The organism is Pseudoalteromonas sp. SCQQ13 (genome assembly GCF_015864415.1).
Classification (GTDB): Bacteria; Pseudomonadota; Gammaproteobacteria; order Enterobacterales; family Alteromonadaceae; genus Pseudoalteromonas; species Pseudoalteromonas nigrifaciens.
The window spans coordinates 122,708-148,601 of the sequence record NZ_JADYXG010000006.1 but is presented as its reverse complement, the minus strand read 5'-3'; the positions used below and the strand labels follow the sequence as shown (position 1 = coordinate 148,601).

Here is a 25,894-nt window from a genome sequence, read left to right as displayed (position 1 = left end):
ATATTATTATGATTAAAAAACCTACCCTCATTGCTACTGCATTTTGTAGCTTGTTTGCAAGTCACGCTGCTTTAGCTAAAATTAGCAGCGAAGAAGTTGCGCGCTTAGGTGCAGACTTAACGCCACTAGGCGCTCAAAAAGCAGGCAATGCAGATGGTTCTATTCCTGCGTGGAATGGTGGTATTACCGCAGCACCGGCAGGTTATAAAGCAGGTATGCATCACTTAGACCCGTTTAATACGGATAAAGTGTTGTTTACTATTGATAAAAGCAATATTGAAAAATATAAAGCGAACTTAAGCCCTGGCCAAATTGCGTTATTTGAAGCGTATCCAGATACCTTTAAAATGCCAGTATATGCAACTCGTCGCTCTGCTTCGTTCCCGCAATTTGTATATGATGCAACTAAGCAATTTGCACCCACTGCAGAGCTAATAGAAGGCGGTAATGGGATTAAAAGTACAGCAATTGGTATTCCATTTCCTATTCCTAAAACTGGTTTAGAGGCAATTTGGAATCACTTGCTACGTTACCGTGGTCAGTCTATTGAGCGTTTTGGCGGCCAAGCAGCACCTACCGCTTCGGGTTCGTATAACTATGTTGGTTTTGATGAGCAACTACTAGTTAAATACTCAGATCCAAGTGCTACACCTGCGCAACTGCAAGACTCAAATATTTTGTTTAAGTTTAAACAAAAAGTAACAGAGCCGGCACGCCTAGCGGGTACTGCGTTATTAGTGCATGAAACCATGGACCAAATATTAACGCCACGCCAAGCATGGACCTACAACAGTGGTCAACGTCGTGTTCGTCGTGCACCTAACGTTGCTTATGATGCACCAGGTACAGCAGCTGACAGCTTACGTACTACTGATGACTTTGACATGTTTAACGGGTCACCAAACCGTTACACCTGGACATTAAAAGGTAAGCAAGAGCTTTATATTCCATACAATAGTTATAAGCTCCATAGCGATAAACTAAGCTATGACGAAATATTAATGCCAGGACATATTAACCCTGAGCATACACGCTACGAAAAGCACCGTGTGTGGGTGGTTGAAGCTAAATTAAAAGATGATACGCGCCATATTTATAAAAAACGTGTGTTTTATATTGATGAAGATAGCTGGCAAGTACAGGTTACCGATATTTACGATAACCGTGACCAACTTTACCGTGTAGCTATGGCTTATGGCCTTAACTACTATGAAGTACCAACGCAGTGGAGTACGTTAGAGGTTTATCATGATTTAAACTCTCGTCGTTACTTAGCAATTGGTTTAGATAACCAGCACAAAATGTATGATTTTTCTCAGTCGTTTAACGACAATGAGTTTACATCAAGCGCATTACGTCGCGAAGGTAGATAGTTAATAGTAGGCACCTAACCGATTGGTTAGGTGCCTTTTTTCCTTTCTCATCGCGTTTGTCTTTTTGACGCGCAGGGCTTTTCCTCACCTAAATAGACAAACAATTCCCCAGTTCAAGGCGATTTAAATTTATGAAGTATTTGGTATATGCCAGCCTGATCCTCAGCGGTGCGAGTGTTGCACAAGAAACTCCTCAATTTGCTATTAGTGCAATAAACGCCGATAAAACGTTATTGACTGATATTACCCAAACTAAAGCGGGTTTAGTGGCTGTTGGTAAGCATGGCACTGTAATTACAAGTATTAATGGTATTGATTGGCAACAAGCAGAATCGGTGCCAACTCAAGTATTGTTAACTGCGGTTGATTTTACTAATGAAAACAATGGCTGGGCCTGTGGGCACGATGCAACAATTATAAATACTACAAATGGTGGTAAAACGTGGCATTTACAACAAGCTAAGCCAGAGATAGATAAACCGTGTTTAGATATTTTATTTAAAGATGAGCTACATGGTTATGCTGTGGGGGCTTATGGCATGTTTTATCAAACCAGCGACGGTGGTAAGCACTGGCAAAAACGTTTTTTAGACTCGCTATTATTTAGTGACGATAGAGAATATTTGAGTGATTTAAAAGAACATGACCCAGAAGGTTATGAAGCAGAAACAGCCTCAATTTTGCCGCACTTTAACCGCATTGAGCAAACTCCAGACGGTTTAATGTTAGTGGGTGAAATGGGCTTAATGGCAAAAAGTACCGATGCAGGCTTAACATGGCAGCGAGTTGACGAAATTTACCCAGGATCATTTTTTGCATTTAGCGCCAATGCGCAGCAAGAGGTAGTGGCAGGATTACGAGGCAATGTTTTTACTCGCCAGCAAGGTGATCAAAATTGGCAGCACCTTGATAATAAAAAAACAGCAACGATTAACAACATCATAAATTATAACAATGAACAATGGCTAATGTTGGCCAATAGCGGCGTGATTTTTCATTTGCAAAACGCTGAGCTTACACATGAGCAATTGGCCGACGGTAAAGCAATTCTAGATGGTGTGATTTTAAATAATAAACTAATCATGGCAACAGAAGATGGCATTAAAGTGAAGGAGTTGACCCCTTAATGCATAAGATTTTAGACTTTATAGAAAATGCGATATTTAAACATCGCTTAATTATGCTTATAAGCTTTGTGCTTATAACCTGTTTATTGGCATTTAAAGCGACACAAATTCAACTTGATGCCTCGTTTAATAAAAACATTCCGTTAAACCACGATTATATGAAGGTATACACCAAACACGAAAAGCAGTTTGGTGGCGCTAACAGTATTTTAATTTCGGTGTGTGACGACAGCGGCGATATTTTTAATCCTGAATTTTTTACCCAATTAAAAGCGGTACACGACCAGCTATATTTTATCCCAGGTGTTAATCGACCTTTAGTAAATTCAATATTTTCACCCAGCGCTCGATTTGTTGAAGTAGTTGAAGATGGTTTTGCCGGCGGGCCAATAATTCCTGCTAATTTTAAAGCCGATAAACAGGGTTTAGGGGTCGTTAAAGAAAATATCGAAAAAGCGAAAGTAGTTGGGCGCATGATTGCCAGTGACTATTCGTGTGCGATGGTGACAGCGCAATTAATGGAAACCGATCCGCAAACCCAAGAAAAGCTCGATACCTTAGCATTTGCGCAAAAACTCGAAACACAACTACGTGAACCGCTAAGCACCGACAAGGTGAGTATTCATATAATTGGTTTTGCTAAAATGGCCGGTGATATAGCCGAAGGTGCAAAAGGTGTGGTGGTATTTTTTGCCATCGCGATTGCCTTTACTTTTATTATGGTTTGGCTATTTTGTGGCAGTTTAAAGCTGACTATTTTACCTATAATGTGTTCGATCATTGCTGTAATTTGGCAATTAGGGCTACTGTCGAGTTTAGGCTTTGGCTTAGATCCTATGTCTATTTTGGTACCTTTTTTAGTATTTGCAATTGGTGTGAGCCATGGTGTGCAGATGATTAACGCGATAGGTAAAAAAGTAGGCGAGGGTAAAAGTACGCGAGAATGTTGTCAGTCAAGCTTTAGAGCATTATTGATCCCAGGCGGCATTGCGTTGTTATCGGATACGGTTGGCTTTTTAACTCTGCTAACCATTGACATTGGTATTATTAGAGAGCTTGCTATAACTGCTAGTTTAGGTGTTGCGGTAATTATATTTACTAACCTGATTTTACTCCCTGTATGGGCGTCGTATATGCACTTTGAAAATAGTGTACATATTCAATCGGGTGATGCTAAAAAACCAAATATGCTTGATGCAATTAGAGATTTATTGGTTAAAGCCACCGATCCTAAAATTGCTAAAATGATAATTGCTTTTACTTTAGTGTTATTTGCACTTGGTTATTGGCAAGCTGATAAAATGCGTATTGGGGACTTACATGCTGGCGCACCATCATTGCACCAAGATGCACGCTATAACCAAGACACATTTTTAATCTCGGACAAATACACCATTTCGTCTGATATCTTAAAGGTAATTGTAGAAGCGTATCCTGCAGCATGTACTGAGCATGATGTGATGCAGCGTATTAGCCGTTTTCAATACAAAGTAGAGAATGTTGCCGGTGTGCAATCAGCGGTAAGCTTAAGCTCGGTAGCGCAGTCGGTAAATGCCGGTTATAACGAAGGTAACCTTAAATGGCAAAGCCTGCCACGTAACTCTGCAAGCTTAGTACAATCTACCTCGCGGGTAGAAACCAGCACGGGATTACTCAACGGCGATTGCTCAGTGATGCCAGTGATTATCTTTTTAGATGATCATAAAGCGCAAACAATTGATCTTGTAATTGAAAGTGTTAAACGCTTTGCACAAGAAGAGGGTACAGATAAAGTTGCGTTTAAACTCGCATCAGGCCCAGTAGGTGTAATGGCAGCCACAAACGAGTCAGTGTCAGCGGCGCAAATTCCGATGATGCTGTATGTTTACGGCGCTGTAATTGTTTTGTGTTTACTAAGCTTTAGAAGCGTAAAAGCAACCATTGCAGTAGTGTTACCTCTGTATGTGGTATCTACTCTTGCACAAGCACTAATGGTACAGCTGGAAATTGGCTTAACCGTATCTACACTGCCAGTTATTGCATTAGGTGTGGGTATAGGCGTTGATTATGGTATTTATATATTGTCGTCGATGATGGGGCAGTTAAAACAAAATGTACCGCTGAGTGTGGCTTATCGAAATGCGTTAATTGAGCGCGGTAGTGCAGTATTATTTACCGGTATTACACTTGCTATTGGCGTGAGTACTTGGATTTTCTCTGATTTGAAATTTCAAGTTGATATGGGAATTTTGCTTACCTTCATGTTTTTAGTAAATATGCTGGGTGCAGTGCTGCTTTTACCAGCAATTGGTAGCTTGCTCTGGACTGACCAGAAAAAATAAAGTGAATAAGTTTGCTCCTAAATGGCCTGTAAAGGCCATTTATATCTATAATTTGTGAATAGATGACCAAATAGCTGAAAAGCTAAAAATGTTTTCATCGTAAAAGGCTGTTTATTAGTTGTAAACGAGTTAGAATTTGCTCGACTCCACGCTAATAAATGCTGTACAAATATTCTGCTATTAAGCAGTAATAGATTTAAGGAATAAACAATGACACGAAATGAAGGTCAAGCCTCAGTTATTTTAGATAATGTTTGTAAGCTTATCCACAAAAAAGTTCGCGCTGATAATGTGTTACTCGTTGAAAAATTCGCCAAAGCCTTGTACAGCAATATGTCTAAAGAGGATTTGGCTAATCGTAACGATAGTGACTTATATGGTGCTGCACTAAGCCTTTGGAATTCGCTAGAAAAGAACACGTCTGATGACGCGGTTATTCGCGTTTTCAACCCAGAAGTGGCAAAAGATGGCTGGCAGTCATCGCATACCATTGTTGAGATTATAGCTAAAGACATGCCGTTTTTAGTTGATTCAGTACGTATGGCCATGACTCGTGAAAATATTGCCTCTCACTTATTACTACATAGCCCGCTTAAAATCCAACGAGATGAAAATGACAAGATCTCAGGTTTATCTGGTTTAAAAGCAGAGCAAGAATCAACCTCGACCAAAACAGTATTCTTTATTGAAATTGACCGTCAAACAGATTCAGCTGTGATTGAGTCTTTCAAACAAGAGTTAGAGTCTGTACTTACAGATGTATCGGTAGCGGTAGAAGACTGGCAGCCAATTCGCGAAAAGCTAATTGCAGTTAGTAAAGAGCTACCAAAACGTCGTGCTGGCAAAAATAATGCTGAAGTAGATGAAACGGTTGAGTTTTTAGACTGGTTAGTTAAAGACAACTTTACCCTAATGGGCTATCGCCAATATGAGTTATCGCCAATACAGGGTGATTACGAGTTAAAAGGCGTAATGGAAACCAGTTTAGGTTTGATGAAAAATGCCGGTGTAGAACACACTCGTCTACTTTCTGAATTACCAGAAGCTGCTCGCCAAGATGCGCGTAGTAGTAACTTACTAATTTTAACTAAAACTAACTCATTATCACGCGTACATCGTCCGGCTTATATCGACTATGTTGGTGTAAAACGTTTTGATGACAAAGGCAATGTTATTGGTGAGGATCGCTTTATTGGCTTGTTCTCGTCAAACTTTTATAACTACAGTGCGGCAGACGTACCGGTTCTTAAAAGTAAAATTGACCGTATTATGCAAATGTGTGATTTTGCCAAAGGCACCCATGCTTATAAAGCGGTGCTTAATATTTTAGAAACCTACCCGCGAGATGAACTTGTACAAGCCCGCGAAAGCGAATTGCTAGAAGTTGCAATGGGCGTGTTGCAAGTACAAGAGCGTGATATGTGTCGCTTGTTTGTACGTAAAGATGCCTATGGACGTTTTTTCTCATGTATGGTTTATGTACCACGTGAGCGCTATAACACGGCACTGCGTCATGAAACGCAAAATATTTTAGCAAATGCATTTAATTCTGACGAAAAAGTCGAATTTACAACCTATTTCTCTGAGTCAACACTAGCCCGTACTCATTATACCGTGCGTGTGACTGATAATAATATAGAGTATAAAGTGAAAGACATTGAAAACAATTTAGTTGAAGCGGCCCGTACTTGGGAAGATAAATTACAATCAGCCTTACTAGAGCAAGCTGGCGAAGCACGCGGTAATGAATTAAACCGTAAGTATGCTCAAGCATTTGCTCGCTCATATAAAGATGAAGTATTACCAAGTGCAGCTGTTGTTGATATTGAAAAGCTAGAAATGCTTAACGATGAAAACAAACTTGAAATGTTATTTTATCGCCCGCAAGAAGAAGCTAACAGCAATGTTGTGCGTTTAAGCTTATTTCATAAAGATGAGCCTATTCACTTATCTGATGTGATGCCGATGCTAGAAAACTTTGGCTTACGTGTCGTTGGCGAAACACCTTATTCAGTTAAAACTAGCGATGGTAGCATTAATTGGATCATGGATTTCTCTATGCTAATTGATAGCAAAGGGATGGCAGATTTTGATAAAATTTCAGCACGTTTTCGCGCTGCGTTAACCAGTGTTTGGAATAACCGCTTAGAAAACGACGGTTTTAACCGTTTAGTATTAATGGGTGGTCTTACTGGGCGTGAAGCGTCAATATTACGTGCGTACGCTAAATACATGCGCCAAATTGGGGTTACCTTCTCGCAAGCTTACATTGAAGGCACTTTTGCAAATTATCCACACATTGCAGCAAAAATTGTTAACTTGTTTACTAAAAAGTTCTCAGTTAAAAGCCCTGCAAGTGAAAAAACACTTGAAAAGCTTAGTACAGAAATATATTTAGAACTTGAAAACGTAGCCAATCTTGATGATGACCGTATTATACGTTTATACGTTGATATGATAGTGGCAACACTGCGTACTAGCTTCTTTCAAAAAGATGGCAATGGCCAATTTAAATCGTATGTATCGTTTAAAATTAAGCCAAGCTTAATTCCTGGCGTACCATTACCATTACCGGCGTTTGAAATTTTTGTATATTCTCCGCGTATTGAAGGTGTGCATTTACGATACGGTAGTGTTGCCCGTGGTGGCTTGCGTTGGTCAGATCGCCGTGAAGATTTCCGTACTGAAGTACTTGGCTTAGTTAAAGCACAACAAGTGAAAAATGCGGTAATTGTGCCAGTAGGTTCTAAAGGCGGTTTTGTTTGTAAACAATTGCCAACTGAGCGTGAAGCATTCTTAAAAGAAGGCCAAGAGTGTTACAAAATCTTTATTCGTGGTTTGTTAGATATCACAGATAATATTGTACAAGGTGAAATTGTTGCGCCTGTAGATGTAACTCGCCACGATGGCGATGATGCTTATTTAGTTGTAGCAGCCGATAAAGGTACTGCAACTTTCTCTGATATTGCTAATGGCATTGCAAATGAATATAACTTTTGGCTAGGTGATGCGTTTGCATCAGGTGGCTCAGTGGGTTATGACCATAAGAAAATGGGTATTACAGCACGTGGCGCGTGGGAATCAGTTAAACGTCATTTCCGCGAAATGGATATTGATTGTCAAACAACCGATTTTACCGTGGTAGCTATTGGCGATATGGCAGGGGATGTATTTGGTAATGGTATGTTGTTATCTAAACATACTCGTTTACAAGTTGCATTTAACCATATGCATATTTTTATTGACCCAACACCAGATGCAGCAGCAACGTATCCTGAGCGTGAACGTTTATTTAAATTACCGCGTTCATCGTGGGAAGACTTTAATAAAGATTTAATTTCTGCCGGTGGTGGTGTTTTCTCTCGTGCGGCTAAGTCGATTACACTAAGCCCAGAAATGAAAAAAATGTTAGGCACTAAAAAAGCCAGCATGACACCAACTGAACTGATCAAAGCTGCGCTAATGATGGATTACGATCTATTGTGGAATGGTGGTATTGGTACTTATGTTAAGAGCAGCAAAGAAACTGACGCCGATGTAGGGGATCGTGCAAACGATGCACTGCGTATTAACGGTGGCGAGCTAGGTGCTAAAGTATTTGGCGAGGGCGGTAACTTAGGTGCAACTCAGTTAGGACGTATTGAATTTGCAGCGAAAGGCGGCCGTGTTAATACTGACTTTATTGATAACGTAGGTGGCGTTACTTGTTCAGATAACGAAGTTAATATTAAGATTTTACTTAATGGTTTAGTTACCTCAGGTGACTTAACGCGCAAGCAACGCGATGAACTTTTATACGCTATGACAGACGAAGTGTCTAAGCTGGTATTGAATGATTGTTATCGTCAAACACACACTATTTCAATTACTCAATCTAAAGGCTCATCAACGCTTAAAGAGAAAATTCGCTTTATTCATGCTCTTGAAAAAGAAGGCAAGCTAAATCGTGCGATTGAGTTTATCCCAAGTGATGAAGAATTAGCAGAACGTGCAGCAGCTGGCAAAGACTTAACACGTCCAGAGTTAGCGATTTTAGTGTCGTACTCTAAAATGGTACTTAAAGAGTCATTTGTTACAGATGAAATTACGGAAAATCCATATTACCGTCAATTGTTAGTTAATTCGTTCCCGTTACCACTGCGTGAGAAGTTTAACGAAGCGATGGATAATCACCCACTTCGTAAAGAAATTATTGCCACTAAACTGGCTAATCAAATTGTTAACGATATGGGCCTTAACTTCATGGTGCGTATGCATGAAGAAACCGGTGCAAATGAAGCTGAAATTGCTTTATGTTATTCAATTGCCAGCGAGTTGTTCCAAATGAGCGATACGTGGGCCTCGGTTGTTGCACTTGATAATAAAATTCCGGCTGCTGTACAAACCGAAATGCTATACCAATTACGTCGCACGGTTCGTCGTGTAACACGTTGGTTCTTACGTCATCGCAACAAAGCACAAACAATTACCCAAACAGTTGAATTTTTTGCGCCAACATTTGCAGATTTAAGTGCTAATTTAACAACGTATATGGTTGATAAAGAAGGCGAGCTTTTAGTTGCAGCTGCCCAAGAGTTAACACAAAGTGGTGTGCCTGCAGAACTAGCTAATCGCATTACTGGTTTATCTAGCTTGTTTTCTGCTATGGACTTAGCTGAAATCTCAGCAAGTTCGAAACAAAGTATCGATACTGTATCGCATACTTACTTCAAGCTTGGTGCAAACATGGGCTTACATTGGTTCTTAGAGCAAATTACTAAGCAACCAGTAGCAAACCATTGGCAGGCATTAGCGCGTGCATCGTACCGCGAAGAGCTTGATTGGCAACAACGTACATTAGCAGAAGTGGTATTAAACGGTTTTGCCGATGATAACAAAGATGTTAATGGCCAAATTGAGCAATGGATGGATAGCCAAGAGTTATTATTACAACGTTGGAAGCAAATGCTTGCAGAGTTTAGAACATCACAAACTCACGATTTTGCTAAGTTTTCAGTAGCACTACGTGAACTCATGTTATTAAGCCATAACTGCGTGTAATAGAATAAAAACCATAATTAATGCCTACTCATTATTTTCCTTGGTGAAAATAATGAGTTAATGGTTAAAATTGTTATACAATACCTCGGCCTAGTCTGAGGTATTTTTTTGTCTGCATTTTAAGAGGATTATATTCATGTTTTACGATTTAGCTCGCCGTTTTATGTTTACCCGTGATGCGGAGTGGGCGCATGAGTTCGCTCTTAATAATTTAAGTCGTTTTGCCAATACACCATTAAGCGCTGCTTGGTCACAAAATATTGTGAATAAACCAGTTAATTTTTTAGGCTTAGAACTTAAAAACCCCGTTGGTCTTGCTGCAGGGCTTGATAAAAATGCAGAGTGTATTACTGCATTTGCACAAATGGGCTTTGGTTTTGTTGAAGTGGGTACAGTTACTCCGCGCCCACAAGCTGGTAACGATAAACCACGTATGTTTAGATTGCCGCAGTCAAATGCCATTATCAATCGCATGGGATTTAATAACAAAGGCGTTGATAATTTAGTTAATAACGTTAAAGCAGCCAACTATACCGGTATTTTAGGTATTAACATTGGTAAAAATAAAGACACACCGAATGAGCAAGGCAAAGACGATTACATACATTGCATGCGCAAGGTGTTTGAACATGCCTCGTATATAACTGTTAATATTTCATCGCCAAATACCCCAGGGCTTCGTGATTTACAATACGGTGCAGCCCTTGATGATTTACTACAAAGTTTGAAAAACGAGCAGCTTGATCTTGTTGCTAAACATGGTAAACAGGTACCTATGCTGGTAAAAATTGCGCCAGATTTAGATCCAATCCAAATTGCTCAAGTAAGTGAATCTTTACTAAGCAATAAAATAGATGGGGTAATTGCTACCAATACTACACTTGAGCGTAGCATGGTTGTGGGTCAGCAATATGCTGACGAAGCCGGTGGTTTATCGGGGCAGCCAGTTAGGGAGCGTGCGACGCATGTAGTTAGCGAGCTAAAGCGCTTAACTAATGGGCAGTTACCTATTATAGGTGTAGGCGGTATTGACGATGTGTCATCGGCGAAAGAAAAAATAAACGCAGGTGCCGATTTAGTACAAATTTATACTGGCTTTATTTATAAAGGCCCACAATTAATTAAATCGATAGTTGATAGTTTATAAAAAATAGGGCTACTTAGCCTTAAAAGTTAAGTTTGTTTTAACACTAAAAGGCTAACTTGCCCTCTAAGCTTTTGATCGTTCAATAAATGTTCTAATAAAACATTTTAAAAATGATTAAAAGCGGCTATACTTTGTGCTTATTGTTTTTATTATATTTAAATGTTAAGCGTGGAGGGGATATGTTACAAGCATCAAAGCAATGGCAGTGGATATCTTGCGCCAAAAAAAACCGCTTATTACTTGATTTAAATGAAGATATGCAGCTCTGCACTCCTTATAAGTTAAGACAACTTACTGACAGTACATTTAAAAACCCTTATTTTAGCTTAGAAGATGCCGCTTTTTATGAACAAGTTTATCAATATCTTGTGCAATTTAAGCTGTGGAATCCAGCGCAATTATGTCAAATATCACTCAATGCAACCGCAGTGAAATTTCAATTAAAGCCAGTACTTGCTAAAAGTTGGTTTTTTGAGCAATACACAGGAAGCACTCCAAGTACTGAAGCCGTTATTAATTTAACCTCTAAAGCGCAGTCGGGAGAGTTTTTAATTGTAGAGCACAGCAGTGATGCATCTGTGTGTATTAACCTAAGTGAAAATTTTCAATTAGATGATAATTTATCATTAGTACAGTTTGAAGCCATTCGCGTTTTAAACAATCGTGTACATCCTCTCTTAAATCAGCATATTCATAGCAAAATAGCTTAATCTAATTTTATTTTCAGCCCGTGTTTATGGCGTGTTTGTATGCAAACCTATGTTATAATCCTGCGCAATTAGCTATTAAGGGTTACTACTTTGCAATTTATCGCACTTACTTCTATCGGAATCGAAAATTTATTGGTTGATGAACTAACAGAACTTGGCGCAACTGTGTCTAAGCAAACTGTTGGTTCTGTTCGCTTTGAGGCAGACTCATTATTGGCGCAAAAGGTGTGTTTATCGACTCGCTTTGCTACGCGCGTGCTTATGCTTATTGAAGAAAAAGAAGGCGTAGATGACAAAAATAGCCTGTATAACTTTGCTCGCTCACAACCATGGCAAGAATGGTTTGGGCCTACACAAACGTTTGCTGTCGACTTTAATGGCACCAACGACTCATTAAAAAATACACAGTTTTCTGGTTTAGTTATAAAAGATGCCATAGTTGATTACTTTAACGACTTATTCGAGCAGCGCCCTAATGTTGATAAACAAGACGCTAATGTGCGTGTGGTTGCGCGTTTAAATCGTTATGGCGTATCTATGTATATAGATTACTCTGGCCCGCGTTTATCTGAACGTGGTTACCGACAGGGCCAAGGTAAAGCACCTATAAAAGAGCATTTAGCAGCGGCATTAATCAAACGCAGCGGCTGGCTTGAAAATGTAAATCAGCCTTTGTTTGACCCATGTTGTGGTGCAGGTACTATTTTAATTGAAGCTGCCGGTATGGCGCGCAACGAAGCTCCCGGCTTATTTCGCGAAGGCTTTGCATTTGAGCGCTTACCAAGTTTTAGAGCTGCGAAATTTAAAGAGCTAAAAGAAGAATTGCTGGGCAATATTATAGACCCTAAATTATGGCTCATTGGCCACGATTACGACGCTCAAGTATTAGGTAAAGCAATTGATAACGCAAAACGTGCTGAGCTAGACGATATTATTAAGTTTAAACAAAGTGATGCAACTAAACTAACCGCAGTGGCTAAATTACCTGGCGTAGTTATATCTAACTTACCTTATGGTGAGCGTATTGGTTCTATGGCTGAGCTTGTAGATTTACATCGTAATTTAGGCGTGGGCTTTAAAAAGCACTTCAATCATTGGAAGCTTGCTTTACTGGGTATGGATGAGAGCTTATTTAAGCTGTTAAAGTTGGTTAGGCTGAAACGTTATAAATTTAAAAATGGCCCGTTAGATGTTGAACTTAACTTGTATCAACTTGATGACAAACAAGTAAGCCTGACAACCGATGATAAAAAAGCGCTGAATTTTGAAGGTTCAATGTCTTTTGCTAATCGATTGAAAAAGAACAAGCAGGGTTTAAAAAACTGGCTTAAGCAAAACGAAATTACAGCATACCGTGTATACGAAGCTGATATTCCTGAGTACAACGTTGCTGTAGATATTTACGGTGACTCAGCGGTTATTTTTGAATACGCAGCCCCGAAAGAAATTGATGAAAAAACGTCTGAAAAACGCTTACAAGATGTGATCAGCTTAACCGCTGAACAACTCAAAATAGCACCAGAGAATATTGCTGTAAAAGTACGTAAAAAGCAAAAAGGCGAAGAGCAATACACGCCAATGGCTAAACAAAACCGCACTATGGTGGTTGAAGAGTTTGGCGCTAAGTTTAAAGTGAATTTATTTGATTACTTAGACACTGGCTTGTTTTTAGATCACCGTTTAATGCGTCGTTATATTCAAGAAAACGCCAAAGATAAGCGCTTTTTAAACTTATTTGCCTACACAGGTACAGCGTCAGTACATGCAGCACTTGGTGGCGCTAAAGCAATTACCACGGTTGACTTGTCAAAAACCTATTTAAAATGGGGCCAAGACAACTTTGATTTAAATAATATTAGTAATACTCGCTACCGTTTTGAGCAAGCAGATTGCTTAAAGTGGCTAGAGCATGCGACGGCGCAGTACGATTTAATCTTTTTAGATCCCCCGACGTTTTCAAACTCTAAGCGTATGAAAGATGCATTTGATGTGCAGAGCGATCATATTAAGTTATTAACTTGGGTTAAAAAAATATTAAGCCCGTCGGGTACGCTTATTTTTTCTAATAATAAACGTGGCTTTGTTATGGATGAAGTGGGTTTAATTGGCTTGGGCTTAAAAGCGGTTAATATTTCTGACAAAACCTTATCGCCTGATTTTAAGCGTAATAAAAAAATTCATAATAGCTGGTTAATTACCCATGGCTAAGTGGATTTTATATCACACAGATGGTTGTCATTTGTGTGAACAAGCTGAGCAATTAATTAAGGGATTAGTTAATAGCCACAATGAATTATTGCTAGTAGATATTATGACTGATGATCAGCTTATTGCTGATTATCAGGTTAGTATTCCGGTATTTAAAAGTGAGCAAGGCCAACAATTATTTTGGCCTTTTACTGCACTAGACGTGCGTGAATTTTTAGCGCAAGCAGAATAAGAGCAAAGAAGAATTATGGATTTAATTAGAATTTTAAAAGCACAACTGGCCTTTGGTACTCATGCATTGCTTAATAAAGCAGATGCAGTGATTGAAAGTGGCGAGCGTGTGTGTGTTGTAGGTCGAAATGGTGCTGGTAAGTCAACGTTATTAAAAGTACTCGATGGTGAGGTTTTATTAGATGATGGCGAAATAAACCAGCTTGGCGGTATAAGAATTTCTCGTTTAGAACAAGATCCACCAAAAGGCGCAAGCGGCACTGTATTTGATTATGTTGCTCAAGGTATGCCTGAAATTGCCAACTTACTGATTGATTTTCATCATGTGAGTACAGAGCTACAAACCGTATGTACCGATAAGTTATTAAATAAACTTGAGCGTTTATCAAACCAATTAGAAGCGGTTGATGGCTGGCGTTTTGACAGTCGCATTCAAGTTGTTTTAACCCAATTAGAGTTAACACCTGATGCTAAGCTTGAGTCACTTTCAGGTGGCTGGTTACGTAAAGTTGCACTTGCTCGTGCACTGGTTAGTGAGCCAGACTTATTATTACTCGATGAGCCTACTAACCACTTAGATATGGCAAGTGTTATGTGGCTTGAGCAATTTTTAAAAGAATTTAAAGGCGGCATTGTATTTATATCGCATGACCGTGCCTTTATTCGTGCTGTTGCAACGCGTATTTTAGATTTAGACCGTGGTAAATTAATATCATACCCTGGCGACTATGCTACTTATTTAGAGCAAAAAGCCCACGACTTAAAAGTTGAAGAAAGCCAAAATGCTTTATTTGATAAGCGTTTAGCCGAAGAAGAAACGTGGATACGCCAAGGTGTTAAAGCACGAAGAACCCGTAATGAAGGGCGCGTACGTGAACTTAAGCAACTACGTAACGAGCGTAAACAACGTGTTGACCAAGTAGGTAAAACAGACTTTAATATTGAAACCGCAGATCGTTCGGGTAAATTGGTATTTGAAGCTAAGCATCTTTGTCATGCATTTAAAGATAAAGTGATTGCAGATGATTTTTCAACCTTGGTTATGCGCGGCGATCGTATTGGTTTAGTTGGTCCTAATGGCATTGGTAAAACAACGTTATTAAAATTAATGTTTGGTAGCCTAGCCCCAGATAGCGGTGAAACTAAGCAAGGTGTTAATTTAGAATTTGCTTACTTTGACCAATACCGTGAAAAATTAGATGAAGAAGCAACAGTACAAGACAACGTTGCTGAAGGTAAGCAAGAAGTAATGATGGGTGGTCGCTCGCGCCATGTATTAGGTTACTTACAAGACTTTTTGTTCCCGCCAGCACGTGCCCGTACACCAGTTAAAGCGCTTTCGGGTGGTGAAAAAAACCGCTTGTTATTGGCTAAACTGTTTTTAAAACCGTCAAACATATTGGTACTCGATGAGCCAACTAATGATTTGGATATAGAAACATTAGAGCTTTTGGAAGATATTATTAACCAGTATCAAGGCACAGTATTAATAGTAAGCCATGACCGTGAGTTTATTGATAATACCTGCTCTAGTGTTTGGGCATTTGAAGGTAATGGCAAGATTACTGATATTGTTGGCGGCTACAGTGATTACGAAGCCTATGTTAATTACTTAGCAGAGCAACAAAAAAATCAACCACAGCAAGCAACTAAAAAAGTTGAAAAAGCACCTGCTGCGCCAGTAGTTAAAGCAGAGGCTAAAGGTAATAAACTCTCTTACAAATTAAAACTTGAATTAGAGCAACTGCCTAATAAAATGGAACAACTCGAAGCCGATGTTGAAATTCAACAAGCCATAGTTAGTGATGTTGATTTTTTTAAGCAAGACAGTGATATAACGGCTAAGGCATTGAACCATTTGGCAAAACTTGAGTCAGACCTTGAGGCCGCGTTTTCGCGCTGGGAAGAACTTGAAGAATTAAAAAATCAGTAGTAAGGACTAAAATGAAATATAAATTACTCGCTGCCAGTATTTTAGCAACAATGAGTACTTCAGCATTAAGTGCGACTTATCAATTAACGGAATTGGGTGCACTTGAAGGCGCGAAATATTCTTATGTTACCGATGTAAGTGAAAGTGGTCATATTATAGGTATAGCTAATGGCTTATATAATTTACCTGTAGATATTGAGCATATTGATTTTTCACTGAGTTTAATTCAAAACGCTTACACTAATGAAGTTAATGCATTTGAGCTTAGTGATAAAGAGATTACTTTTACGTTAGAAGACATAGAAAAAAACAATGCTGTAGCAACAAATGCAGATGCGCATAGCTTCATGATTCGTTTTTTAGCAAATGTGTCGGCTAATTATCAGTTTCAAAAGTTAAGCTCACTAACGGCAATAAAATATGATAGCGGCGCTGCTGTTGAGCAAACATTGTTTGATATAAACTCGCCTGATTACCCAGGCGTTACCCGCTCTGTGACTAACTTTTACAACGCTGTTGCAGAAGATGGCACTACAGTTGGTTGGGGTAGTGCTCCTTTTGATAAAATAGAGTTTACTATAGAGGACGAAACTGATCCTAAACCGTGGTTTACCCGTGACTTTATAGAGCGCGGTATTGTTATATCTGAAAGCGGTATGGAAGTTCCTTTAGTACCCCAATTTAGTGAATATGGTGGTACCAGCCAAGCCTCTGATATTGTAAAAACCGCAGATGGTTATATTGTTGTTGGTAATATGTCACTTGGTATACCGCAAACGCGTCAAACCAATATTACTGATAACTGTGATGATAAATATCAGCCATTTTCAACCTGTATTGAAGTTATTAATAATCAAACAACCCGTGGGATATTTAATAAGCAAGCAACTAAATGGACGCTTGATAACGCATTTAATATCACGTCTACCGAGGTACTAGGTTTAGCCTTTACTCCTTATGAAGACGAAGTTGACTTTGCGTTTATTAGTAATGCATTCGCGGTTAATAAGAACGGTATTGCAGCAGGTGTATCGAACACGCGTTATTATGATAAAGATACTACTATTATAACCATGCCGGTGTATTTTAAAGATGGCAAAGCGGTTGAATTTATAAATCAACCAGACGGTTGGCAAGGCGGTAAATCTTTAGCAATTAACGATAATAATATTGTGACAGGTTATGCCACAAGACGTGTTGATGGTGCTTTACGTAATAAGTTTTTCTATCATGATATAGCAACAGGTACTACCGTTTATCCAGATAGCTATTTTACGAGCTCAAGCTCATACGGTAACAGTATAAATAATCAAGGTTATATTGTTGGCGAAGGTGAGGTTGGTATTTCTGATAGTTCACGTCGATCAGCTGCGTTCATTTATAAAATAGGTGATGATAAAATCACTAATTTAAATGACTTATTGCCGTGTTACGACATGGACGGTACAAGTAGTTATGGCTATAGCATGAGTGAAGCTAAAGTGATTAACGAAAACAATGAAATATTTGGTGTGGCCACTAAAACTGTTGAAAAGCGTAACTCATTAGGTGAAGTTGTAACCGATGTTAACGGTAAAACTGAATATGAAAGTGTTGCTGTAGCAGTAAAGCTTTCGCCAATACCTAATGGCACGATAGAGGATTGCGCACCACCTGATGCCGAAGTGTATGAGCGTCGCTCTGCAAGCTTCTCTTGGTATGGATTATTATTATTACCACTGATTGCGTTTAGACGAGTATTTAGATTTTAATAGAATTTAAATCGAAAATTTAAGCCGAGAAACTAAAAAAGCCCAAACTTGTTAAGTTGGGCTTTTTTTGTCTATAGTCATTATAACTATTGGCTACTTGTTACGTATTAACCATGCTTTTCTAACTGAACGCCGCCAAACAATATCTATTCCAAAATAGCCGATAATCGCGGCAACTGATGCCGACACCAAGGAGCCAACTAAAAATGCTGGACCAATAGTCGTTAAGCTTTCGATGAACCAAGGCCAGCTTGCTTCAAAGGAAAAATGTTGTTCTGGCTGGTTTAGTACTAGGGTGCCAATAAGATAAGAGCAGTAAAAAATAGGTGGCATGGTAACGGGGTTAGTTATCCACACTAAGGCCACTGAAATGGGCAGGTTTACCCTAAACACTATAGCGGTTGCTGCAGCTAGGACCATTTGAAAAGGAACAGGGATGAACGCAAAAAATAACCCGACAGCAAATGCACCACGCGCAGAGCGTCTATTTAAATGCCAAAGGTTCGCGTCTTGTAACAAACGGCCAAATATTTTAAGTGATTTGTGATGCCTAATTTTATTTGGATCGGGTAAAAATCGTTGGATCGTTTTTTTAGCCATTTAAAGCAACCATTTACATCAATGTGGATTAGTCTTGGATTTGTGTGCGGAAGTATTGCAACCGTATTTTATTTTCAAACCCTCGAATTTATACTCATCACAATTTCAATCCTAATTGCGAGCGCTTATTTTAAGCCGTTTTCAAATGTTTTGTTAGGCTTTATTTGCGCTATTTTTGCTATCTTAGTGCATTTCACACTTTTTTACTCGTTTGAGCTACCAGCGCAGGGTGAAAAGTATGCATATTCAGTAAAGTTAGTTGTTGAAGACGTTGTATCAGCTAATGCTCCGCAATATATAAAAGCAAAAATTATTAAGCTTGATGAGCAAGATTACGCTTATTTTACTGCCCCCAGTGCTATGTTAAGTGTTGATTCAGCGCAAATATTAGAAGTAGGCGCAACCTTCAGTGCTCACGCACATTTAAAAAACTTTAGAAGCACAAAAAATTTTACTGTTTTTGACAATCAACTTTATGCATTTACACAAAAAATATTTTTTAAAGGGAAAGTACTCAATAAAAATTTAATTATTACTGATACAAAAAGAAACCAACACGTTATAGCTTATCGCCACTATATTAAACACATATTTAAAGAGTCTAAGCTTAACTGGCTTTATTATACGCTGCTGACGGGCGACAAGTCTTTAATGAACTTTGAACAAAAGCTGACCATGCAAACGCTGGGGTTAAGCCATTTACTGGCAATTTCTGGGTTGCATATTTCGTTAGTTTTTGGCTTTGCTTTTTTTGTAACACGCTCACTTGTAAGCCACGCCAGAATTAGAATAAAACAAACAATTAATCTTGCAACTTGTTATAGCTTAATGGGCTTTATAGCGGCATTTGTTTATGTATATTTAAGCGATTTTATTGTCTCTGCGACCCGCGCTTTAATAATGTTAGGGTGCTACTTATTATTGTATTACCTAGCTAAACAATCGCTACGTTGGCGCAGTATTTTATACGCCTTGGTTTTAGTTTTAATGATTAACCCTTTTAATGTATTAAATCCTGGTTTGTATTTTTCATTTTTAGCTGTGGTTATCATCTTTATTGTTATTACAAAAGTACCCTTTAAGGGGGCCTCTGTTATCGCTAAAATAGGCATGTTATGTGCTATACAAGGGGCACTATTTATAGGCTTATTGCCTTTGTCTTTATACTTTTTTAATGGTGTGAGTTTGGCAGGGTTAGTCTTGAACTTAATCGCTATTCCGTTGCTCGCCTTTATCATTATGCCATTATTATTAGTGGTTGCGATATTGAGCAGTGTTATTGATATGAGCCTGATAGTGTCGTTATTTGACCCCGTATTGTATTTTTTGTATCAACAATTAATGGCAATACCGCCAGGCTGGCGTTGGTTTAATGTAGGAACAATTACTTTAGATATAGTAATGTTTAGTTATGTAACCATGCTACTACTGTATTTAGTGAAATTTAAATGGCTTGCTTGTATCCCGTTAAGTGTATTGCTGGTTGATAGTTACTTTACTTCCAAAAGTGATTGGCAAGTAAACATATTTGATGTTGGCCATGGTTTGATGGTGTTGTTAGAAAAAGATAACAATGCATTAATTTATGATTTTGGCCCTAGTTATTTTAACCGCTTTAGCCGTACACGTAGTATTTTACTGCCGTATATAAAAGCTAATAACCTGAATGTTGCGACCGCTATTTTAAGCCATCAAGATAACGACCATGCAGGAGGAGTTAAACATTTTATTGAGGCAGGCTTTGAATCGACTCTCAGTACTTTTCATCCAAATGGTATACCGAGTTTATGTAAAACCATGACTATGGATTTTTATGGGCTTAAAATACAAACGTTTAGTTCAATTACTTTTAACAATAACAACGATGACTCCTGCGTAGTTAAAATTAGTAGCGCGCAACACAGTGTACTTTTTACTGGTGATATTTCTAAGCAACGAGAGCACGCACTAATTGCCGCAGGATATAATTTAGCAAGCAATGTATTAATAAGCCCGCATCATGGTAGTGGCACTTCATCAAGTAGTGAGTTTATTGCGGCTGTTAACCCTAAAGTTGTGGTGCATTCGAGTGCTTACAAAGGGCAATGGCATTTTCCTAATGATGAAGTGGTTGCGCGGTTTAACAAAATTGGCGCTGCGCAATATATTACTGGGCAGCAAGGACAAATTAGAATTAAATTTTATAGTACTAATCTGCATGTTGAAACGGCGAGAGAGCGTGAAAGTTATTGGTTTATTAAAGATTGACGTTTTGTTTTAGCCTCCCTGAGGATACAATAGGGGCTGTAACTGTATAAAGAGAGTGTTATGGATCAAAGTACTACACAAATTTATAAACGTCTTATTTCTTACGTTGGTGCGTACAGAACAGTCGCCATCGTCGCTATTATTGGCATGATAGGGTATTCAGGTATGGATGCTTTATTTATTCAGCTTATGAAGCCGTTTATTGACGAAGGTCTTAATGAGCGCAATGCTGATGTATTAAAATATGCACCATTTGTAGTTATTGCCTTGGTAATAGGGCGTGGTGTATTTAACTTTATGTCGTCTTATTGTTTGAGTTATGTAGGCTCACAAGTTGTACGCTCGCTGCGCCAAGAGTTGTTTGAACATATTCTACATTTACCGGTATCGTTTCATGATAAAAATTCCACCGGCGATCTTATTTCCAAAATAACCTTTGATACCGAACAAGTACAACAAGCTATTACCAAGGCATTATTAATTGTAGTGCGTGAAGGCGCTTTTGTGGTGTTTTTACTCGCAGTTATGTTTTATACCAGTTGGCAATTATCGCTGATATTTTTAGTTATTATTCCTTTAGTTGCTGTCATAGTCACTGTTGTGTCAAAGCGCTTTAGACACATTTCTAAAAGTATTCAATCAGCTATGGGGCAAGTTACTCGTAGCTCAGAGCAAATGCTAAGCGGTCATAAAGTGATCCATGGTTTTGGTGGCCAAAATCAAGAAATAGATCAGTTTTCAAAAGTAAATAATCATAATCGTCAGCAACGAATTAAAATGGACGCAACTAAAGCCTTGAGTGTATCAATCATTCAAGTATTGGCTGCCAGCGCTATGGCGGTTATTTTATGGGTTGTGTCAATGCCTTCGATGATTGACACCATAAGCTCAGGCGACTTTGTAGTATTAATTTCATCAATGATGATGTTACTTCGCCCGCTTAAACAGCTAGCTAATGTAAACAGTGATATGCAGCGAGGAGTTTCAGCCGCGCAAAGTGTGTTTTTAATACTCGACGAGGAAGTAGAAAAAGACACAGGTACTGTAAGCGTAGATAAAGTAAAAGGCTTGATTGAAGTTAAAAATGTCACCTTTAAATACCCAACTAAAGATGAGCCGGTATTAAACAATTTATCGTTAACGATTAAAGCGGGTGAAAGCATTGCTTTAGTTGGGCGTTCGGGCTCAGGTAAATCTACTATTTCTAACCTATTGCCACGTTATTATGATTTAGAAGCGCCTAGTGAAATTTTACTCGATGGCATTGCACTGCATGATTATAAGCTAACCGATTTACGTCGTCAGTTTGCGCTAGTGTCGCAACAAGTGGTGTTATTTAACGACTCCATTGCCAATAATATTTGTTACGGTTTACAGCGTGAAATATCGCAGCAAGAACTGGAAAAAGTAGCCAAGCAAGCGCATGTATGGGAGTTTGTAAAAGACTTACCAGAGCAGCTAAATACTATGGTTGGCGAAAATGGGGTAATGCTCTCTGGTGGTCAACGCCAACGTATTGCTATTGCTCGTGCAATATTAAAAGATGCGCCTATTTTAATCCTTGATGAAGCAACATCTGCGCTCGATACTGAATCAGAAAAACTAATTCAGCAAGCACTCGAGGCATTAATGAAAGACAAAACCTCGATTGTAATTGCGCATCGCTTATCGACGATAGAAAATAGCGACCGAATTTATGTTATAGATAATGGCAGTGTTATTGAAAGTGGCGATCATTTAAGTTTACTGGCAAATAATGGCACTTATTCAGCATTATGCAAAATGCAATTTGGTGAGCAAGGGTGAGCAAAATTGAACAAAGCTGGTATCAGCCTGTCAGTTTAATTACTATATTATTACTGCCTTTAGCTGCACTGTTTTGGCTAATATCAACATTACGTAAATGGCTTTATACATGCGGTATACTAACGCAATTTAGTAGCAAAACACCTGTAATTGTAGTGGGTAATATTAGTGTTGGCGGCAATGGTAAAACGCCATTTGTACTGTGGCTACACGCTCATTTAACTCAGCAAGGTTTATCTGTAGGTATTATTAGCCGAGGCTACGGCGGGCATGCTAAGCAATATCCATTGCTTGTTGATCATAACAGTACTACGCTTGAGGCGGGCGATGAACCGATACTTTTATATCATCGTTTGCAGTGCCCCATAGCGGTTGGCCCAAACAGACAACAAAATATAGAATTACTTGAACAAACCTCTGCTATTGATGTAATTATATCTGACGATGGCATGCAACATTATAAAATGGCACGTAGTATTGAATGCTGTATTGTTGATAGTGCACGTCAATTTGGCAACGGTTTGTTAATGCCAGCAGGCCCGCTTCGCGAAACTAAAAAGCGTTTAAAGAGCGTTGATTTAGTGATAGAAAATGGCGGCAACAACCCACAACGTTATAATTTGCAGCCTGCAGCTTTAAAATCTGTGCTCAATAATAGTATGCTAACAGAGCCTATATTAACAGCCCACGCTGTGAGTGCTATTGGTAATCCGCTGCGTTTTGAGCAGTCATTACAAGCACAAGGCATTACCTTAGTATCAACCCATCATTATCGAGACCATTATGCATACACTGCTGATGATTTTACTCAGTTTGGTGATGAAAATGTGTTAATGACCGAAAAAGATGCTGTAAAGTGTAGTGCTTTTGCAAAACAAAATTGGTATTACTTACCAGTGGATGCTCAACCTACCGATAGCGTTATAAACAAATTAAATTCATTATTAAAAGATAAAGGGATCCTCAATGGCCTTTGATACAAAATTACTCGAAATTATCGCCTGCCCAGTATGTAAGGGTAAATTACGTTTTGATAAAGAAAACAGCGAACTAATAAGTACAGCCGCTAAGTTGGCGTATCCGGTTATCGATGACATTCCAGTATTGCTTGAAAATGAAGCGCGTGAATTGTCACTTGATGAGGTACAAAAGTGGAATTCGTAGTTGTTATTCCTGCGCGTTACGCTTCTAGCCGTTTACCAGGCAAACCACTAGCCGATATTTGTGGTAAGCCAATGATCCAGCATGTTTACGAAAAAGCCTGTTTATCGGGTGCGAGTAAAGTTGTTATTGCGACCGATCATCAAAAAGTATTTGATGCTGTGAGTACCTTTACAAGTGATGTATTAATGACGCGTGAAGATCATCAGTCAGGCACGGAACGTTTAGCAGAGGTTGTTGATTTACTTAAGCTTGATAACAACACTATTGTAGTTAATGTGCAAGGTGATGAGCCATTATTGGCACCAGAAAATGTATCTCAAGTTGCCACGTTATTAAATGAATCAACTGCACCTATGGCCACTTTAAGTGTAGCGATAGAAGAGCAAGAAGACGTTTTTAATCCTAATGCAGTTAAAGTCGTTAGCGATATTAATAAAAATGCATTGTATTTTTCGCGTGCCAGTATTCCGTTTGATCGTAGCGCCATGATGGGCGAGCAGAGCACGCTGGATTTAACGCCGTTTCAACGCCATGTGGGTATTTATGCCTACCGAGCTGGTTTTATTAAGCAATATATTGAGCTAAGTGTGTCGCCGCTAGAGCAGCTAGAATCACTAGAACAATTACGTGTGCTTTACCATGGCTACAATATTAAAATAGAGCAAGCGCATATTACTCCACAAGCGGGTGTCGATACCCCAGAAGATTTAGCTAAAGTAATTAGCTATTTGCAAAGTAAACACGCGTGAGCATTACGGATAAAGCCTATTTAAAAGTTGTGCATAGTCATAGCGACTTTTATATTTTAGCAAAACCTGCAGGGCTGAATTTTCATTCAGAAGACGCCGCAGGTTTTGTGGTATTAGCAGAGCAGCAATTAAATGAAAAACTCTTTGCAGTACACCGCCTCGATAAAGTGACCTCAGGCTTGCTTATTTTAGCGCGCAATAAACTCGCCGCCGCTAAATTTACGCAAATGTTTACTGAGCACACAATTAATAAGTTTTACTTGGCTATTAGCGACGCCAAGCCTAAAAAAAAGCAGGGTTGGATAAAAGGCGATATGGCAAAATCACGCCGTGGTACTTTTAAGTTACTTACAACAACAGCTAATCCTGCTATTAGTCGTTTTTATTCTGTAAGTTATAAACCCGGTTTTAGGGGGTATATTTTAAAACCTTACTCAGGTAAAACGCACCAATTAAGAGTAGCGCTAAAAAGTATAGGCGCACCTATATTAGGTGATACCTCTTATGCAGGTGCGCATAGCGCACGTACTTACTTGCATGCATTTGCGCTTGATTTCTTATGGAATGAGCAGCAAATACAATTTACTCTTTTACCCGATAACGGGGATGAGTTTACACAATTAATTAAACATCAAGATTTTCAAGCATGGAAAACACCATGGCAACTGGATTGGTAAATGACTGAAAAAGTAACAGACATACGTTTTGGCGGGATCAAACGTTTATACGGACAACAACAGTTTGACTGGTTACAGCAGGCACATTTTTGTGTTGTTGGCATTGGTGGTGTTGGTAGTTGGGCCGCAGAAGCATTGGCGCGCACTGGGGTTGGCAAATTAACCCTAATAGATTTAGATGATATTTGTGCCACTAATGTAAATAGACAAATACACGCACTTACCGGCACCATTGGCCAAGCTAAAGTGGAGGCGATGAAAGCGCGTTGTGAGTTAATTAACCCACAATGTGAAGTGCAGGTGATTGATGACTTTATTACTTTAGATAACATTCATGAGCATATTCAGGGCTTTGATTATGTTATTGATTGTATTGACGCAGTGAAAGAAAAAGCGGCATTAATTGCGCATTGTAAACGCAATAAACTAGCTGTAATTACTACCGGCGGCGCAGGTGGGCAAACTGATCCGGGGCAAATTACGTTTGGCGATGTGGCTAAAACTACCCAAGATCCACTCTTAGCTAAAGTGCGTTATATTTTACGCAAGCAATATAATTTTAGTAATAACCCTAAGCGTAAGTTTAATATTGATTGTGTATATTCAACAGAGCAGCTGGTATACCCAGGCAGTGATGGCAGTGTTTGCCATGCTAAGCAAAATGCCGATGGTAGTATGAATATGGATTGTAATAATGGCTTTGGCTCAGTGACTATGATCACTGGCAGCTTTGGCTTTTTTGTAGCTGCAAAAGCCGTTCGTAAATATTTAGATAAAAAACAGCGTTTACTTAGCTCCCAAGCATAACGC

18 protein-coding genes are annotated in these 25,894 nt (G+C 38.9%); 17 read left to right on the top strand and 1 reads right to left on the bottom strand.

Annotated features, from left to right (window positions below):
* The first annotated feature begins 8 nt into the window (after positions 1 to 8).
* The 10 genes from I6F41_RS06985 to I6F41_RS06940 all read left to right on the top strand — a co-directional run bounded on the left by I6F41_RS06985 (position 9) and on the right by I6F41_RS06940 (position 17,841).
* Complete coding sequence (locus I6F41_RS06985) at positions 9 to 1,373, top strand: DUF1329 domain-containing protein (protein ID WP_197107985.1); 1,365 nt, start codon at positions 9 to 11, stop codon at positions 1,371 to 1,373.
* Positions 1,374 to 1,504: 131 nt separating this feature from the next.
* Entirely contained in the window at positions 1,505 to 2,500 is a 996-nt protein-coding gene (locus tag I6F41_RS06980; protein ID WP_011328350.1) for a YCF48-related protein, read from the top strand.
* On the top strand, positions 2,500 to 4,821 hold the full coding sequence (locus I6F41_RS06975; protein WP_011328349.1) for an efflux RND transporter permease subunit: 2,322 nt from the start codon (positions 2,500 to 2,502) through the stop codon (positions 4,819 to 4,821). Before I6F41_RS06980 ends, I6F41_RS06975 begins: the two co-directional genes overlap by 1 nt.
* A 210-nt stretch (positions 4,822 to 5,031) precedes the next feature.
* On the top strand, positions 5,032 to 9,861 hold the full coding sequence (locus I6F41_RS06970; RefSeq protein WP_011328348.1) for an NAD-glutamate dehydrogenase: 4,830 nt from the start codon (positions 5,032 to 5,034) through the stop codon (positions 9,859 to 9,861).
* A gap of 136 nt (positions 9,862 to 9,997) precedes the next feature.
* Positions 9,998 to 11,008 (top strand): quinone-dependent dihydroorotate dehydrogenase, encoded by a 1,011-nt coding sequence (pyrD, locus tag I6F41_RS06965; protein WP_182683467.1) that lies wholly within the window; start codon positions 9,998 to 10,000, stop codon positions 11,006 to 11,008.
* Positions 11,009 to 11,187: 179 nt separating this feature from the next.
* Positions 11,188 to 11,718 carry a cell division protein ZapC gene (locus I6F41_RS06960; protein WP_011328346.1) on the top strand — a complete coding sequence of 177 codons (531 nt, stop codon included), beginning with the start codon at positions 11,188 to 11,190 and terminating at the stop codon, positions 11,716 to 11,718.
* 90 nt (positions 11,719 to 11,808) lie between these two features.
* Positions 11,809 to 13,926 (top strand): bifunctional 23S rRNA (guanine(2069)-N(7))-methyltransferase RlmK/23S rRNA (guanine(2445)-N(2))-methyltransferase RlmL, encoded by a 2,118-nt coding sequence (gene rlmKL / locus I6F41_RS06955; RefSeq protein WP_011328345.1) that lies wholly within the window; start codon positions 11,809 to 11,811, stop codon positions 13,924 to 13,926.
* A complete protein-coding gene (locus I6F41_RS06950) occupies positions 13,919 to 14,158 on the top strand; it encodes a glutaredoxin family protein (protein ID WP_041454446.1) in 240 nt (79 codons plus the stop codon). The genes rlmKL and I6F41_RS06950 overlap by 8 nt, the downstream gene beginning before the upstream one ends.
* 15 nt (positions 14,159 to 14,173) lie before the next feature.
* Positions 14,174 to 16,090, top strand: a complete 1,917-nt coding sequence (uup, locus tag I6F41_RS06945) for an ATP-binding cassette ATPase Uup (protein WP_011328343.1) — start codon at positions 14,174 to 14,176, stop codon at positions 16,088 to 16,090.
* A gap of 11 nt (positions 16,091 to 16,101) precedes the next feature.
* The gene (locus I6F41_RS06940) at positions 16,102 to 17,841 is read left to right on the top strand and encodes a DUF3466 family protein (protein ID WP_182683468.1); all 1,740 of its coding nucleotides are present in this window, start codon (positions 16,102 to 16,104) and stop codon (positions 17,839 to 17,841) included.
* Positions 17,842 to 17,934: 93 nt separating this feature from the next.
* On the opposite strand, the gene I6F41_RS06935 is transcribed toward I6F41_RS06940, so the two are convergent.
* Complete coding sequence (locus tag I6F41_RS06935; RefSeq protein WP_011328341.1) at positions 17,935 to 18,441, bottom strand: DUF2062 domain-containing protein; 507 nt, start codon at positions 18,439 to 18,441, stop codon at positions 17,935 to 17,937.
* Here I6F41_RS06935 and I6F41_RS06930 point away from each other — a divergent pair.
* From I6F41_RS06930 to tcdA, 7 genes are read left to right on the top strand one after another with little or no spacing between them, the layout of a single operon-like run.
* A complete protein-coding gene (locus tag I6F41_RS06930) occupies positions 18,421 to 20,688 on the top strand; it encodes a DNA internalization-related competence protein ComEC/Rec2 (RefSeq protein WP_182683469.1) in 2,268 nt (755 codons plus the stop codon). The genes I6F41_RS06935 and I6F41_RS06930 overlap by 21 nt on opposite strands.
* 60 nt (positions 20,689 to 20,748) lie before the next feature.
* Entirely contained in the window at positions 20,749 to 22,494 is a 1,746-nt protein-coding gene (msbA, locus tag I6F41_RS06925; RefSeq protein ID WP_011328339.1) for a lipid A export permease/ATP-binding protein MsbA, read from the top strand.
* Positions 22,491 to 23,471: a tetraacyldisaccharide 4'-kinase gene (lpxK, locus tag I6F41_RS06920; RefSeq protein WP_089368349.1), complete on the top strand. Its 981-nt coding sequence runs from the start codon at positions 22,491 to 22,493 to the stop codon at positions 23,469 to 23,471. Before msbA ends, lpxK begins: the two co-directional genes overlap by 4 nt.
* The gene (locus I6F41_RS06915) at positions 23,461 to 23,658 is read left to right on the top strand and encodes a Trm112 family protein (RefSeq protein ID WP_011328337.1); all 198 of its coding nucleotides are present in this window, start codon (positions 23,461 to 23,463) and stop codon (positions 23,656 to 23,658) included. The genes lpxK and I6F41_RS06915 overlap by 11 nt, the downstream gene beginning before the upstream one ends.
* Positions 23,646 to 24,407 carry a 3-deoxy-manno-octulosonate cytidylyltransferase gene (gene kdsB / locus I6F41_RS06910; RefSeq protein WP_011328336.1) on the top strand — a complete coding sequence of 254 codons (762 nt, stop codon included), beginning with the start codon at positions 23,646 to 23,648 and terminating at the stop codon, positions 24,405 to 24,407. Before I6F41_RS06915 ends, kdsB begins: the two co-directional genes overlap by 13 nt.
* The gene (locus tag I6F41_RS06905) at positions 24,404 to 25,084 is read left to right on the top strand and encodes a TIGR01621 family pseudouridine synthase (protein ID WP_182683470.1); all 681 of its coding nucleotides are present in this window, start codon (positions 24,404 to 24,406) and stop codon (positions 25,082 to 25,084) included. The genes kdsB and I6F41_RS06905 overlap by 4 nt, the downstream gene beginning before the upstream one ends.
* Positions 25,085 to 25,891, top strand: coding sequence for a tRNA cyclic N6-threonylcarbamoyladenosine(37) synthase TcdA (gene tcdA, locus I6F41_RS06900; protein ID WP_089368348.1), 807 nt, complete (start codon positions 25,085 to 25,087; stop codon positions 25,889 to 25,891).
* Positions 25,892 to 25,894 lie beyond the last annotated feature (3 nt).

What these genes read in the sequence shown, in the direction of transcription:
- msbA (WP_011328339.1), top strand. Translation starts at nt 20,749, where the DNA reads ATGGATCAAAGTACTACACAAATTTATAAACGTCTTATTTCTTACGTT.
- I6F41_RS06975 (WP_011328349.1), top strand. Translation starts at nt 2,500, where the DNA reads ATGCATAAGATTTTAGACTTTATAGAAAATGCGATATTTAAACATCGC.
- tcdA (WP_089368348.1), top strand. Translation starts at nt 25,085, where the DNA reads ATGACTGAAAAAGTAACAGACATACGTTTTGGCGGGATCAAACGTTTA.
- uup (WP_011328343.1), top strand. Translation starts at nt 14,174, where the DNA reads ATGGATTTAATTAGAATTTTAAAAGCACAACTGGCCTTTGGTACTCAT.
- I6F41_RS06940 (WP_182683468.1), top strand. Translation starts at nt 16,102, where the DNA reads ATGAAATATAAATTACTCGCTGCCAGTATTTTAGCAACAATGAGTACT.
- I6F41_RS06970 (WP_011328348.1), top strand. Translation starts at nt 5,032, where the DNA reads ATGACACGAAATGAAGGTCAAGCCTCAGTTATTTTAGATAATGTTTGT.
- I6F41_RS06915 (WP_011328337.1), top strand. Translation starts at nt 23,461, where the DNA reads ATGGCCTTTGATACAAAATTACTCGAAATTATCGCCTGCCCAGTATGT.
- I6F41_RS06980 (WP_011328350.1), top strand. Translation starts at nt 1,505, where the DNA reads ATGAAGTATTTGGTATATGCCAGCCTGATCCTCAGCGGTGCGAGTGTT.
- I6F41_RS06985 (WP_197107985.1), top strand. Translation starts at nt 9, where the DNA reads ATGATTAAAAAACCTACCCTCATTGCTACTGCATTTTGTAGCTTGTTT.
- pyrD (WP_182683467.1), top strand. Translation starts at nt 9,998, where the DNA reads ATGTTTTACGATTTAGCTCGCCGTTTTATGTTTACCCGTGATGCGGAG.
- I6F41_RS06935 (WP_011328341.1), bottom strand. Translation starts at nt 18,441, where the DNA reads ATGGCTAAAAAAACGATCCAACGATTTTTACCCGATCCAAATAAAATT.
- I6F41_RS06950 (WP_041454446.1), top strand. Translation starts at nt 13,919, where the DNA reads ATGGCTAAGTGGATTTTATATCACACAGATGGTTGTCATTTGTGTGAA.
- I6F41_RS06960 (WP_011328346.1), top strand. Translation starts at nt 11,188, where the DNA reads ATGTTACAAGCATCAAAGCAATGGCAGTGGATATCTTGCGCCAAAAAA.